Source organism: Zhongshania sp. (genome assembly GCF_047636175.1).
Classification (GTDB): Bacteria; Pseudomonadota; Gammaproteobacteria; order Pseudomonadales; family Spongiibacteraceae; genus Spongiibacter.
Map to the genome: position 1 here is coordinate 1 of NZ_JBLIKC010000017.1, position 14,467 is coordinate 14,467.

Annotated in this window: 13 protein-coding genes; 1 reads left to right on the top strand and 12 read right to left on the bottom strand. The window is 43.2% G+C overall.

Translation table 11 applies throughout. The features are described from left to right. Window positions 1-987: 987 nt before the first annotated feature. The 12 genes from ACI955_RS11130 to ACI955_RS11185 form a co-directional block, all read right to left on the bottom strand. Window positions 988-1,428 (bottom strand): hypothetical protein, encoded by a 441-nt coding sequence (locus ACI955_RS11130; protein ID WP_415243808.1) that lies wholly within the window; start codon window positions 1,426-1,428, stop codon window positions 988-990. A gap of 105 nt (window positions 1,429-1,533) precedes the next feature. Continuing rightward, a complete protein-coding gene (locus ACI955_RS11135) occupies window positions 1,534-1,746 on the bottom strand; it encodes a hypothetical protein (protein WP_415243809.1) in 213 nt (70 codons plus the stop codon). A gap of 114 nt (window positions 1,747-1,860) precedes the next feature. Further along, window positions 1,861-2,739 (bottom strand): hypothetical protein, encoded by an 879-nt coding sequence (locus ACI955_RS11140; RefSeq protein WP_415243810.1) that lies wholly within the window; start codon window positions 2,737-2,739, stop codon window positions 1,861-1,863. A 562-nt stretch (window positions 2,740-3,301) separates the two neighbouring features. Continuing rightward, entirely contained in the window at window positions 3,302-5,470 is a 2,169-nt protein-coding gene (locus ACI955_RS11145; protein WP_415243811.1) for a hypothetical protein, read from the bottom strand. A 94-nt stretch (window positions 5,471-5,564) separates the two neighbouring features. Beyond that, a complete protein-coding gene (locus tag ACI955_RS11150) occupies window positions 5,565-6,335 on the bottom strand; it encodes a DUF2971 domain-containing protein (RefSeq protein WP_415243812.1) in 771 nt (256 codons plus the stop codon). A gap of 541 nt (window positions 6,336-6,876) precedes the next feature. Continuing rightward, entirely contained in the window at window positions 6,877-7,161 is a 285-nt protein-coding gene (locus ACI955_RS11155) for a hypothetical protein (RefSeq protein WP_415243813.1), read from the bottom strand. Window positions 7,162-7,655: 494 nt separating this feature from the next. Next, window positions 7,656-8,297, bottom strand: a complete 642-nt coding sequence (locus tag ACI955_RS11160) for a hypothetical protein (protein WP_415243814.1) — start codon at window positions 8,295-8,297, stop codon at window positions 7,656-7,658. Between the two features lie 276 nt (window positions 8,298-8,573). Next, window positions 8,574-9,848: an NAD(P)/FAD-dependent oxidoreductase gene (locus ACI955_RS11165; RefSeq protein ID WP_415243815.1), complete on the bottom strand. Its 1,275-nt coding sequence runs from the start codon at window positions 9,846-9,848 to the stop codon at window positions 8,574-8,576. A gap of 437 nt (window positions 9,849-10,285) precedes the next feature. Next, on the bottom strand, window positions 10,286-10,993 hold the full coding sequence (locus tag ACI955_RS11170) for a glutathione S-transferase family protein (RefSeq protein ID WP_415243816.1): 708 nt from the start codon (window positions 10,991-10,993) through the stop codon (window positions 10,286-10,288). 44 nt (window positions 10,994-11,037) lie between these two features. After that, window positions 11,038-11,475, bottom strand: coding sequence for a DUF2721 domain-containing protein (locus ACI955_RS11175; protein WP_415243817.1), 438 nt, complete (start codon window positions 11,473-11,475; stop codon window positions 11,038-11,040). 32 nt (window positions 11,476-11,507) lie between these two features. After that, complete coding sequence (locus ACI955_RS11180) at window positions 11,508-11,873, bottom strand: Rieske (2Fe-2S) protein (protein WP_415243818.1); 366 nt, start codon at window positions 11,871-11,873, stop codon at window positions 11,508-11,510. A 55-nt stretch (window positions 11,874-11,928) separates the two neighbouring features. Further along, window positions 11,929-12,408: an Lrp/AsnC family transcriptional regulator gene (locus ACI955_RS11185; protein ID WP_415243819.1), complete on the bottom strand. Its 480-nt coding sequence runs from the start codon at window positions 12,406-12,408 to the stop codon at window positions 11,929-11,931. Window positions 12,409-12,728: 320 nt separating this feature from the next. Here ACI955_RS11185 and ACI955_RS11190 point away from each other — a divergent pair, with 320 nt between their 5' ends. After that, window positions 12,729-14,408 (top strand): 2-isopropylmalate synthase, encoded by a 1,680-nt coding sequence (locus tag ACI955_RS11190; RefSeq protein ID WP_415243820.1) that lies wholly within the window; start codon window positions 12,729-12,731, stop codon window positions 14,406-14,408. Window positions 14,409-14,467 lie beyond the last annotated feature (59 nt).

Sequence of the window (14,467 nt, forward strand, 5' to 3'; positions counted from 1 at the left end):
AAGTAATAAACTTCTCTATAGTTCAATTTGAGTGAATTACTTTTAAAATCAGTTGGTGACGGCTCACAAATTGGCACTTGTGAGCCGTCACCCAATAAAACTTATGGATACTTTGTGTCATTAGTTAACGTTAAAATGTGGAATACCAACGATAATAAGTTTAAACCAGCCCCACAAATGAGCAAGAGACTTCAGTTAGTATTGCCCAAATATGATCGTGCTTTCACAAAAGCTAAGGTCAGCTTATGGCTATCAGTTGACCTAAATAACAACCCATAGTTAATGTCAGCAATGCGTACCAAGTGAACATTAGCAACAATATTCATTGGTGCTAAAAAACTACGTCGTTCGAGGGATTTGGTTTAAACGTCACTTTTGCCACTTTGCTGACATTAGCATTAACTAACTAAAATTGAATTCGGATAAGATTTTTTATCGACAACGCCCAAGCCAGGGGCAGACAAAGTGGAGCGCGCTTTTGTGCAACAATGAGCGAAGCGATTGCACAAAAACGCGCGAGGCATTGGCTGTCCTGCCGCGCTTCTCAGCGGCAAACTGCGCGTGTTTGTTATGCATTTTTAAATGCCTCTCTAGTTGCTGGCTTCACCAAAACCGAAACTAGATAACCGGTGAAAATTAATAGCACTAACGACACCCAGCGACCGTAACCGACCCCAACGACTCCAGGAGTTATCAGCGGTTGTACAATTGAAGACCATACAGACAATGCGCTACCAAAGCAGAACATAGACAACAAAATCAGAGAAGACCACCAAGCCCATAGCTTACGCTTCATGAAGCACGTACCTGTTTGATACCAAATGCCTGCCAGCACGACGTATATCAATGAAACTTCAACGTTGCCCTGAGCGGCAAAGATTGCCACAAGCGACAATACCGCCAGTACAAAAAAAGTACGCTACAAAGTTCATATTTCGGCCTTATGCATAACGCCGCATTCAGCGGCTAGTCCGCTGCAATGCCTTGTTATGAGTGTAGAGTTTCAAAATACCCCTCCCAAAACTCGATAATTTTATCTGCAAGTTTAAGTATAGGGATGGAAGAAGCCCCTATGTTTTCTGCCTCCACTTCGCTTAGCTGGATTGTGAGCACTTCCTCGAAGTAGTCTCCTACAACGTGACCCTCTTCTACATAAATATCGACACTGCTCGACTCTACCTGCGTCTTATTCTTGTGCGTAACAATGTAATGCTTTGCTCCAGTAGCTAGGTGTGAGCATATACGCAGATAAGGATTTGAATACTTGAGCTCTTGTTTACCTAACCATTCTGGCAAGTGCTCAGCTGTAACGAAAAAATTAAATGCTGAGTAAGGGTCGAGCTGATTACCCTGCAAAACTTCATAGTCGTGTTTAACCTTCTCGAACAGACTACCAGCTGTAGAAAGTAGTAAAAATCCAGCTTCCATCAGAAATACTCATAACGCCTCGCACACGAGCAAGCGAAACGCAGTGTAGCTTGTCCGGGCAGCGAAGCTGCGCTGTGCTGCGACTTGTTATAAGTGTGCACTGCTTCAAAATACATTACGCGAGGCTCCTGGGAGTAATTTGGCGAATTTATTTTTACCTAATATACCAAATAGAAAAAATATAGGACCAAGAATTACACCGACCCAAAGATCAGAATTACCCAATGCTAAATACATGAATGCTGCCATGCCAAACATGAAGAGACCTAACAGCACTGCAAGGACTCTGAGTATTTTGGTAAATCTGGCTTCTTCCATAATTACCTCAACTACTTATAACGCTTTGCCAAAGGGCAAATGCGAACGTTGTCGGGCGAAGCCCAGAGAGTATTTGTCCCAGCCGCGCTGTTTGCGGCGAATTTAGGCAACTTGTTATGCGGTTGCCTCACGAACTGTCATCTCAATTCGTTGCCCAACATTAATGGGATCATCCACATACTTAAAAACTCTCATAGAATTCAATTTAAATTCAATTGCATCTCGTTGAGATTCATATTTTGCAGGCAAAAGACTTATAAGATTGTCCAATTCATTTTTACGGCCTTCGGTTATTTCTATTTCTTTATTTATTATGGTGACAATATCCGAGAGAGTGTATTTTATCTCATGGCCATTTTTAAGTTCAAGTATGGCTGTCGTTGTATAACGAGCCAAAGCGTTGGCTTTAACTCCTTTTAAATCCCAAACATCACCAATATTTTTTTCAAGCTTTATATCAACATGTTCAATTTTATATTCTAATGCGGATTTAACCGTTTCAGTGTCTTGCTTGCACTTGTCAAAATTTAAATTAATTGATTTGTGTTCATCAAATAATCGAACATCTATATTTTTGCTAATTTCTTGTTTAAATAAATTAAAATCTTGTCGAAATAGCTTTTCTTTATCGTTATAAAGAGTGTTAATTTGTTTAATGAAATCAAAATTAGAATTGGATATTTTTTTATCTAATTCTGTCTTGATACTATGAATTTCTTCTTTTTTTAATTTGAAGTTAAATAAGAATTGAGTACCAAATAACGCTATAAGAAAAGTGATCACAACTCCAATGATCAGATGTATTGTAGTAATTAGACGATCGTTCGCACTCTTAGAGTTCTCATATAAAATCTTATATAGCTCTGCATTTTCTTTTAAATTTATTTCAACAATTCTTCCCGGTGTTTCATTATTAATTGAAGTAGTATTCTCAGTAGCAAAAGCTGGCAAAGAACAAATTAGACCTAAGACGAGTATTAGTTTTGTAAGCACATTTAAATCCTAATTTGGTAGCTGAAATTTAATGACCGCATAACGCCTAGCACAACGGCGTAGTGATATTGGCGACTTTTGTGCGTTTCTTTGCGCTAAAGGTGCCAATATTACGGAGTCCGTTGGTACTACTTGTTATGTGTTGAAGTTGAACAGTACACAAAACTAAGTACCCCAGTGTTGTACTTTGACTTTGTGACTGCAATTATTGCAAACTAAGCTTTTAGTATATTTTCTTGGCCCTCGATAGAAAGAAACCGTAATTTCTTTTGTGGCATTAAAGCCCACCGGATCTTTAACTTTATCTAGAAACAAATTACCGCCGCATTCAGGACACTTTTTATTGATCAATTTGTATACCTTTGAGAGGGGAATCGCTATACAGACTCCAATAATCAATAGGTAAAGTACTTGATTGAATTCCATCATTATTTACACATAACGCTCGCTTCAGCTGCGCTGAAGCCGGAAGGTTTTTGTGTTAATGTTTGAGCGCAGCGAGTAACACAAAAACGTGGAGGCTTTGGCGTCAGACTGGAAGCGCTTGTTAGCTGATTTTCAGTCACAACAGCGTGTTCTTAACATTTTCGTATAAATTAACAAGAGTCAGATTAGACATATCCAATATAGGTTCATACATAAACGAATTTATATGAATATTTTCCGGTGTCATCAAATTTACTTGGGCGAGTATTTCCAATTTTAGTCGGTCACCAAGACTCATTTCAATGTACTTACTGTATAGCTTGAAAGTCTGGTTGCTAGTAATCGAATTAACAAACACTGGATTATTGATTGAGGCGATCATATATTCCTCGGCCTTTAGGCGAATGGCAATTGCCAATACTATCTTTCCTTCCAGGTCGATCTGCTCCCCTTCTTCACCAGTAATCCGATTTGCCTCTTCAAAAATAATATCTAAAACAATGTGATCTTTATCTGGCAGATCCAAGTTCGCGTGATTTTTCAATATCCCTTTGTGAATGCATTCGAGATCAGCCACGCTGATAGAATCAGTATCATTTTTAATATGTAACAGCGATGTTAACTTATTAAAACTTTCCGTATCATCAGAATACTCGGCAATATTTCGGACAAATGGAATGGATGCAATAAGCATTGCTTTATTGCTATTCAAATGATTTTTCCAGTGCTGAAATGGGCTATTCTGATACTTTTCTTGCACCAAGATCACTTCATCATCATTTTTTATCGTATGTAGCTTATGCTCTCGTCTCATGTCGAGCCTGCCACATATTGTTCTGTAAAAATCGAAATTATGAGTAAGTAATATTTGGTAAAAATCACTGAACATCGAAATATCTTTCAGGTACTCTACTATTGCATACTTATTTTTGTAATCGAACGAATCGGCTATATCATCTACTATAAATAATGTTTTCTGCCTTTTTGACTTCCTAGCCTCAACTTCAAATATAATATTTAGTATATATAGTGCTCGCTTTTCCCCATTACTAAGAACTCTTAACAAATCTGACTCGTTAATAGGTTTGCTACCTTCAGAGTCTTCGAAGGTAAATTTAATGCTAGGCCCATCGCTCTTTAAAATTACATCTTCTTGATTGTCAACTGAAAGTCGAAATGGAACCGAAAACCTTTTATTAAAAATATCTATTACATTTCGCCAGCCGGTCTCCTCCCTTTTTGCTTCTTTTATAATTACCTCAATCTCTTCCTTACCTTTACTATATTCAAGTTCAAGATTAACGTATGATTCTTTAGTAGCTTTAAGATATGAAATCCATAGCTTTTGTTTAAATAAATCAAGGTTTTCTAACTCGGGTAATATTTTTTTATTTTCTAGTAAGTAATCCCTAAAGTCCCGCAACTCCTTGTTAGCCTTTAGTTTGGAATCTAGAGCATCGAACGCCTTTGTTAGATCAGGATTATTCAATATTGCATCTTTTTCTTGAGTTATTACCTCTTCCAATTCTTTTTGTGTCGATATTTCCTTTTTTTCACCTCCAGAATTCAGCGACACGGAGTGTTTCGCCTCAAAGAAACCGTTGTCCTTTAAATTTTTTGCTACAACCGATGCGTTATTGTGATTAAAAACACCTCGTTTGAAATAGGTTGAGGAGTCGATTAATTCATCATATTTTTCAATATATTCAGATATTTTTTCTTTAAAGTCTTTTGTACCTATAAAAGCAACAACTTTATCAGAGAAGACTGACGTGTAAGATATATCGTCAAATAGAGGCTCCTCTTCATCAAGCACCTCTTCTTTAACCCTAACCAATGCCTTATAGAATTCATTTTCAGAGTGTGTAAATGCGAAGGAAAACGATTTATCAATCCCCTTCTTGAGTCCGGAAAGCGGATTAAGTTCGTTCAATAAAATTACTTTTCTCTCATCAATACTGCCATGAATCGCATCATATTTTGCCTTTAGGTCACTATTAACCAGCAGAGTAGATAGCTTTTCTGATTTATATTCTTGGTTGTATGGTTCAATTACAAATATTTGCTCGGAATCTAAATCATTTCCATCTTCACTTTTTATACTTCTAACCGTGTTTCTATCAGGAAAAACCAAATCGGACGACTTGGAATTTTTACTAAAATCCATGAAAGCCTTTGCAAATGAAGTTTTCATTGTTCCGTTAGGCGAATAAACTGCGTAAATAGACTTTTCTGAAAAGTCAAAAACATAATTGAGTTTTTTTATTCCGTAACAATTTTCGAACGATGTATGGACTTTAAACATTTCGAATCACTTTCCTTGGCAGCTAACGCCCGCATTTTTGGCTGGTTTGGAGCGCAGCGGAAAACCAGTCCGCCAACATGCGCTTTTTAGGCGATTACAAAGCCTTAAATTCCACTTTGAATGAGCCGTGGGCTTTTACACCTTTAAAAAAGTTAATATTAGTTAAACCTTTGCTACAACATATTTTACGTATCTCATCAATATCTTCTTGAGTAGTGTTGATTCCAAAATAGACTTCACGGATAGCCTTTTCGCTAATTTTGTGTAGCCCTGATTTATTTTTATATATCCTGATTTCACTTTCATAGATCCATTGAGACGATTTAATTTTGAGTGTATCAATGGTTGATTTTTCAGGATCAGATAAGTAATTAAGCTCTTCATAACTATCTTTGTAATCGATTCTTATGGGCGTCACAAAGAAATCTAAGTCGGCTTCCATATCTAAGCCGAAAACAGCCCCTTGGTGATATTGAGAATAATGTGACCACATTAAAATATCATCAAATCTTTCTGAAAGAGATAGAACACCTTTAGTGTAAATGGACTTCTCCTTCGCATTTTTTACAAGTCCAGCTAATTCTTCTGGATTTCTTTCTAGCCACTCTATTGATTTCTCTATTGTCTCTTCAGCAATTTTCAGCCTCTTAAAGTGATTTCGTGCGTCATCCAAAGTCGGAGCTGGATTCTCTGAAAGACCACAGTCAAATGGGTCATTAAATGTGTCTGGAGTAGCAAACCAAAATGAGAAATTATCTAATATTTGTTTTACTTGATTTAATGTCCTGTACTTATATAGCAGCTTAGGGAAATTCCCGTTATCGATGCCTCTTTGTATCAGTTCTTTTTTATATTCTTGATTCATGACGTACTTCTATTTTCGCCTAACAGTTTATTATAACGACTCAGGCCATATATCACTTTGGCCCCCTTATCACGGAACTGGTTCTTATGTTGATTGAAAAATTATTGGGAATTCAATCAGATGGCGGCCTAGCTATTAGCGAGTGCCAGTCAAACGGAGACTAATTCCCTTTATTTCTGCCAAATATTCCTTTCCTTTGATCGTATCTCGTTTTTTAGAAATTTCAATAAGTTAAGTAACTCTCCACTGTGTTAATAGGAAGCACTCTATTGTTCACTTGTCTCGACAACGCGGAAACAGCGACTGACCACTATTGTAACTGTACAGCCAAGCTCGCAGATTAATCCTCGAGTTTGTTTAAGCCTGCAGTTATGAGCAGTTGAATATTCAAATACCAGCGTAGGGCCTGATAAGAGCCGCCTAGCGACAATATTTCAAATCATAGTTATAGCTTTGTTTGGATAACACTAGTGGGGCCTTCATATCTTAATGGCTCGCAGCAATTTCATTGCAAATATGTTCCGTGTCTCGGCCGACCTTATTATGCATTTCGGCGCCAAATGGACGTTGTTGTTTTGACTGGTGGCACACGATCATCAGTTTCAGATGCCGCGGACTCAACCTGAACAATACCAAGACGCTCTTCATTGCGTCTTAGCAACTTACCAAATTGCGCATTGAAGGAGTAATAAGCAGGCGTTTCCTTATTGCTGAAAAAGCCACCGCAATATTCACGCAAGACAGCTACAGTTGAAAAATCATCTGCTCCGAACCCATCAATGATTTTTTCTACACGTTCAAGACTAACCTCAATTACTTCATCCATTTTGTATTTCCACTTTAAGTGCATAACAGTTTTATTCAGAACAATGGCGCCATATATAACTTTCGCCCCCCTTATCAAAGTTGGAGCTTCAGTATGGATTAAAAAATATCAGGGAATTCAATGAGATGGCGGCCTCGCTATTAGCGAGTGCCGGTCAAACGAAGACTAATTCCCTTTATTTCTGCCAAATATCCCTTTCCCCTGATCATATCGCATTTTTTATTAATTTCAATGGGTTAAGTAACTCTCCAATGTGTTAATGGGAAGCACTCTCTTGTTCACTTGTCTCGATAACGCGGAATCAACGACTGACGGCTATTGACGGCTATTGACGTAGGAGTCCGTTGCATCAGATTTCCACAACTTATGCCCTGACCTAGTAAAAAGCGGACGGCCAAAAATCCCGAATTAAATGGAAGTCTGTCGGTTTTTATACAGCATGAAAGCCTTAAGCAGAAGCGCGCTAGGTTTGCGCGTCCTTCGGGCTTAATGGGTTATGCTTTTTCAACGATTATCTGATAATAAAAAGTATCAGGGGTGTCAGACGATTTTTCCGCAATCACCAGCTTTTGTTCCTGTTTACTCTTCCTCTGAAGCAATCTGTCAACTTGGTTTAATGGCTGCCCTGGAAAATACAATTGTGTGGTCAGTTCAATATATCCCTTTTTGGTCACCTTAAAATGAATATGTGGCGGTCGCGACCACCCTCCTCCAACAGGATAAATACCTGGCAACACAGTTCTAAATCGAAACCCTCCACTTTGTCCACTCGGCACTATCGCCCAGCCCTGAAAGTTGTCGTCCACTGGTGCCGGATTTGAGTCATGTGGGTGAGAATATCTTCCAGCCGCGTTAGCTTGCCATAGATCGACGGTAGCACCTTCGACAGGATTGCCTTCTGTATCAATAACGACTCCATGGATGACGATATGCTGTCCCAACGCCTTCGCTTTGCGTCCCTTAACCTTGGTAAGGTCAAAATCTTTATCTTGCTGCGCAATCACTGGATAGAACGGACCCTCTATTTCTGTTGGTGTTTGCAAGCCTAAGGTCACATTCCCATTACTTCCAATGGCTTGACTTGCGACACCTAAACTTCCTACGGCTCCAGTTTTGAGAAAGCTACGACGGTTCATTTAAACCTCCTTTTAGCATAACGTCTTGGTTCACCGGCTTTTGAGGTGACGCCTGTTTTTGCGATAGTGTAGTGGCGTAGTGAATTTGGCCATCTGAAAAGAGGTGACCAATGCGCAATCGCACAAGAAACAGCGACGGACTCCTAATGTGACTTAGCGGATAAATCCCCACTTTTATTTAATGCCTTGCAATAAGATGCAACTTTCAATGTGGGACTGCTTTGCCGAACTGCGGCAAGCCATCCTAGTCATTGCCGCATCACTCTCATTTTTAAGCTAGTGTAACTTCAATCTAGGCCTTACCAGCCGATTAAAACGCCCCGCCATTAGTAACATAATGGTCCGCAACCACCCATAGATAGCCGCTTGATGCAGTCGATACAGGCTGATGTACATTATTCGCGCCAGCCAGCCTTCTATGAAAAAGCTGCCGCCGCGCATACTGCCCATTAAATTCCCCAGTGCGGAATATTCAGACAGCGATACCAATGAACCGTGATCACGATAGGTAAACGGTTTAAGTGGCTGTCCATTAATAATGCGCTGTAAGTTTTTGGCAGTGTGCTTGGCCATTTGCTGAGCCGATTGGGCGCGCGGTGGTACGTTCTTGCCCGCTGCAAGTTCACAGGCACAGCAATCACCCATCGCAAAGATTGCGGCATCGGCAGTTTGTAAGTTTGGATCAACGACCAACTGGTTAATACGATTAACTTGCAGGCCCCACTGGCCCACTACATCCGGCGCTTTTATTCCAGCAGCCCAAACCAAAAGCGCGGCGTCAATACGTTCGCCGTCACCAGTGATAAAGCCCTGCTCATCGGCTTCTTTGACCATGGTTGCGGTATGCACTTTTACGCCTAGGTTTTCTAGCTCGACCTGGGCGGCGCTTGCGATCTGCTCACTTAGTGCGGGCAATAGGCGCGGCCCTGCCTCAATGACGTGAACTTGCAGCCGGCTGCGATCCAGCGCTTTAAGACCGTAGAGTTTTAACAGCCCCACAGCGTGGTGAATTTCTGCAGCTAATTCAACACCTGTGGCGCCGCCGCCGACAATTGCAACTGACAGGGTGTCGTTATAATAATCTGCGTTTGAGCAGTGATTTAAAAATCGTTCATGAAAGCGATCGGCTTGCTCGCGGGTGTCTAAAAACAGACAATGATCTCTGACCCCAGTGGTATTAAAATCGTTGCCAAGGCTACCCACGGTAATCACAAGATAATCATAGGGAATACGACGTTCCGGCAATATCTCCTGGCCTGTCGATGTCATGACCGGCTCAAGAATAATGTCTTTTTTATCGCGATCTAGACCACTCATACGGCCTTTAGCAAAGTTGTAATGATTTTGATGGGCGTGGGCTCGATAATCTACCGCATCTAAATCTGAATCTATCGCGCCAGTGGCGACTTCGTGGAAGCGGGGCTTCCAAATATGGCTGGGGCTGGCATCTACCAAGGTGATCTTTGCTTTACCGCGCTTGCCTAACGTTTTCCCTAATTTTGTTACCAGTGGTAAACCTCCTGCCCCACCGCCAACAACAACAATATTCATACTCACCTCACCTCTACATCGCTAACTCAATTTGTACCACTCGTTATCGTCCTGGGCTTGATCTTCCACTGTTGTCACAACCACCATTGTGCCTGCCATTTTGTCGTGCCAGCCCTGCTTCTTTGGGTCTATAGCGACCCAGAGGATACCGAGCAACCCAGAGGATGCCTATCAACAAGGAGGGGGGCATCGACACGTAGTAGCCAATTTAGCGCAATACACATTGAGTGGTCGTTGGTTTTGCCCCAGTGCGGGCATCAACAATACATAAATGGATTATCACTTGCTCAGGAGTCTTAGACTTATACACCCAGTACATCAGCACCGCAACGGCGGAAAGCACATAATTCAGTAACACATCTAAACTGGCGCCAATGCCCTCTTCGCCATGACAGTTGGGCCTGCTTAGGGTGAATCAACACGCTATGAATAGACTGCTAAGCCTGGGCGTAATAACGCTTTTGAATCTGATTGCAGAAGGCCACTAAATTTTCATACCGCATGGCGATAGCGCTAAAATCGTTGACGACATCCGCTAAAATTACTTGGCCTAGAAAACCAAAAACACAAGCGTCGAGTACGCTGGGCTTATCGTTCATAAAGTAACTTTTACTGCCCAGCAGAACCGAAAGGCTGTCTAGGGTATTAATAAAGATCTGTTGAATTTCCGACTCTGAATGCCGGCCCATACCCTGCTTATAAATAGCAGAGCGGATATTCCTGCGCACGACTGTCGCCGCTATATGGCTTATGGGAAAAGGCAGAGCGCCAAATAGCGCCTGCTTGGTTAGTGGCCAGGTTTGATCACTAATCCAACGGGAATACAGCAAACACCAGTAGAAATTTTCATCCAAGGATTTGGCAATCAAATAAGCGTGTGCGCGCTGCTCAGGACTCAGAGCAGAACTCATGGTGACACCGGGCTTGTCGTTTAAGTAATCGATAATAAACGCCGAGTCCGCAATGGTTTTACCATCGTCGACGATATACGGCAGCTTGCCCTTGGGCGCGGTACGCAAATTACAAATGACCGACTTGCGCTCAAACTCTAAGCCCGCCATCCGCAGATAGGCATCGATCTTCAATACAAAGGGACTAGCATCTACCATGCCAAACGCCTCACCAAATCCATATAAGGTAATCATCACGCTTCCCTGGCTAATCGCCTATGCTCGTTCAATACTTAGATCTAAGGTCCGTTTAACATAATCCGCGTAGCTAACTGAATTTCGCGTAAAAACCCAGTTAGGGCCGCTATTAAAAAACACATCGCAAAAACAAACAGCAAGGCCACTGCAGCACTGCTATTCCAGCTCATGACCGCACCCAAAAACAACATGGCAATCACCACACACACCAATAGTGCACTGGTAGTGCTAAAGCCAATGGCGCGATGTACCACCCTCGCCCGACGAGTGAGCATTGCCAACTCGTCAAGAATCACCAGACGACGCTCTTCGCTCACAGTTTCTAAGCGGTGGTGTAAGTTGCGACTGCGATCAATAATCCGCGCCAAACGATTAGTTAGTACATTTAAAATACCACCAATACCCGCCAGCAAGAACACCGGCGCGACGGCTTGCTGAATGGCATGGGAAATGGTGACGACTTCAAAATCAACTGCCATTTTATTCCTTAAAACGCTGCTTAACTGAGTTCTTATACGTAAATAAAAACCTGTTCGCCTTCGCACTCTACTTTGAAGGTTTTCAATGCCCGTGGCGATTTCCCTAGGGCAATCAATTTATGGGTCCATCCCGGCATGGGCATACCGATAAATGCATTGGTCCAATCAATATTGTCGCCATTCAGGAGGTCGAAACTTGAACCGTGGAAGGGACACACTACCGCGCCGTCACACACTTTGCCCTTGGCGAGCGGCAAGCCCAGATGAGGGCAGCGGTTTTCTACCGCGCAAATCTGGCCATTTATTCGACTCAGCAATACTTTATTGCCACTGACATTTTTGCTTAACAAGGTGTCCGCCTCAATATCATCAAGATTTGCTGCAAAAATCTTCTCCATAAAGCCCTCTCTTATTATGTGTTTTCGTCATTAAATATCGTTGTATTCAAAGATATCAGCCCGCTGGTGATGGCAACAAGGGCAGTGAGGTTTTACTTACCGGAGACTTCATCACAAAGCTAGAGTGTACGCCGGTCACACCATCTATTCGAGTGATCTTATTGAGCAGCAAAGCCTGAAAGCCATCCATATCGGCAACTATTACTTTTAACAAATAGTCCGCCGATTGACCGGTGATCAAATGACATTCCAAGACCTCCGGTAGCTCTCCGATATGGCGTTCAAAATTCTCGAAACGCTCAGGTGTATGCCTATCCATACTAATCTGAATGAACGCCATTAAATTCAGTCCCAGCGCCCGAGCATTTAGCACGGCGCGGTAGGCGGCAATCAGCCCCGCCTCTTCTAAGCGCCTCACCCGTCGCAAACACGGCGAGGGTGACAAACCAATCAGATCAGCCAAATCCTGATTACTCAGGCGACCATCCTCTTGTAAAGCTTCTAAAATCCGCCGGTCATAACCATCTAAACTCATTTTATTTCAACCAATGATAATATATAAGCATAATATTCTATTATTTATATGATTTAAGCAATAATTGATTGCATTTACGCCATTTTAAACACAACTTCGCAATCCCCTGCCAAAGTGATCCCCCTATACTAGGTGACGTGGAGTTACCGCTCCGCACACTACGTCGCACTGACCGCTACACCCTGCGCTCAGCACGCACGAAAACACCAGTCTTTATAAAAGATGGCCAAGGAAACACGGTAAAACGCCCGGTACACCGGGCTCCTACCCTCACACTATTTACGTAGAACACCGACGCAACGCAAAAGGAAAGTCAGATCATGGGCGAGTTCAACCACCGCAAATATCGGTCCACACCGGTCATCAGCATAGCAGACCGTCAGTGGCCCAATAACACCATCTCGGCAACACCACAGTGGTGTTCTGTCGATTTACGCGATGGTAACCAGGCATTGGTTGAGCCCATGAACGTGCAGCAAAAACTGCGAATGTGGGATCTGCTCGTCAAACTCGGCTTCACTCAAATTGAAGTGGGCTTTCCCGCCGCATCGCAGCCGGATTTCGATTTTGTGCGCGCACTCATCGACGGTGACCGCATTCCTGAAAACGTCGTAGTTCAGGTACTGACGCAAGCCCGCGAAGAACTGATTGCGCGCAGTTACGAGGCGCTGAAAGGTGCCAAGAATGCCATTATCCACGTCTACAATTCCACCAGTCCGGTGCAGCGTGAACGGGTTTTCGGTCTGGATAAACAAGGCATTACCAATATTGCGGTACAGGGTGCAAAGTGGGTTAAGGACTACGCTATCCGGCAGCCTGAAACCAACTGGTCATTCCAATATTCGCCAGAAAGTTTTAGCAGCACGGAAGTTGAATTTGCAGTTGAGGTCAGCGACGCGGTGATTGCAGAATGGCGCGACAGCGGTAATCCCATCATTATCAATTTGCCGGCAACCGTCGAGTGCGCCAGCCCCAATGTGTTTGCCGACCAAGTTGAATGGTTCTGCCGCAACACGCGCTATCGCAAAGATATTACCGTGAGCGTACACACCCACAATGATCGCGGCTGTGGCGTTGCCGCTGGCGAGCTGGCTGTTATGGCGGGCGCCGATCGGGTTGAAGGCACGCTGCTGGGGAATGGCGAGCGCACCGGTAATATGGACATTGTCACCATGGCCATGAACCTCTACAGCCAGGGTGTAGACCCCGGTCTAAATTTGGCTGATATGGACGAGATTATCGCTGTGGTAGAACACTGCACGGCGATTCCACTTCATCCCCGTCATCCTTATGCCGGCGAGCTGGTCTTTACTGCCTTTTCTGGCAGTCATCAGGATGCAATCCGTAAATGCCTGAGCAAGCAACAAGCTGACGAACCGTGGCAAGTTGCCTACCTGCCGATTGACCCCGCCGATTTGGGTCGTAGCTACGAAGCCGTCATTCGTATTAACAGCCAGTCAGGTAAAGGCGGCGTGAGCTGGATACTAGAAAATGACTTCGGCTTAGAACTGCCTCGCTGGCTGCAAATAGACGCCAGTCGCATGGTGCAAGCGCGGGCCGAGGAAATTTCTGGCGAAGTCACCTCGGCGCAAATATGGGATTTGTTCGACGCCCATTATCTGCAAACGAGCCAGAATATTAGCATTCAAAATTTTTCAGTTAGCCAAGACAATACTGAAAACGCGGGGCAGGACTTGCTCAGCATAAGCTACAAGAACCGCCGAGGCATCAGCCATCTTCAGGGGCATGGCGACGGCGCCATCAGCGCGCTGGCCAACGCCTGGCAGCAGGAATTTGGCGACAAGATAGAAGTTCTAGACTATCGCGAACACGCGCTGGGTAGCGGGACAGACTCGCAGGCGATTGCCTATGTGCACCTGTCCATCAATAACCAGCGATATATTGGGGTAGCCAAACATCGCGATGTGATTTCAGCCTCTCTGCAAGCAGTGCTCAATGCAGCGGAGCAAGCCGCCGAGAGCCAAGCTGAAGCGGCCTGAGCATTTAGCTAGCTGATGACACAAGCGCGATCATAGAGAAAAAAGCCGCGTTGAAGCAA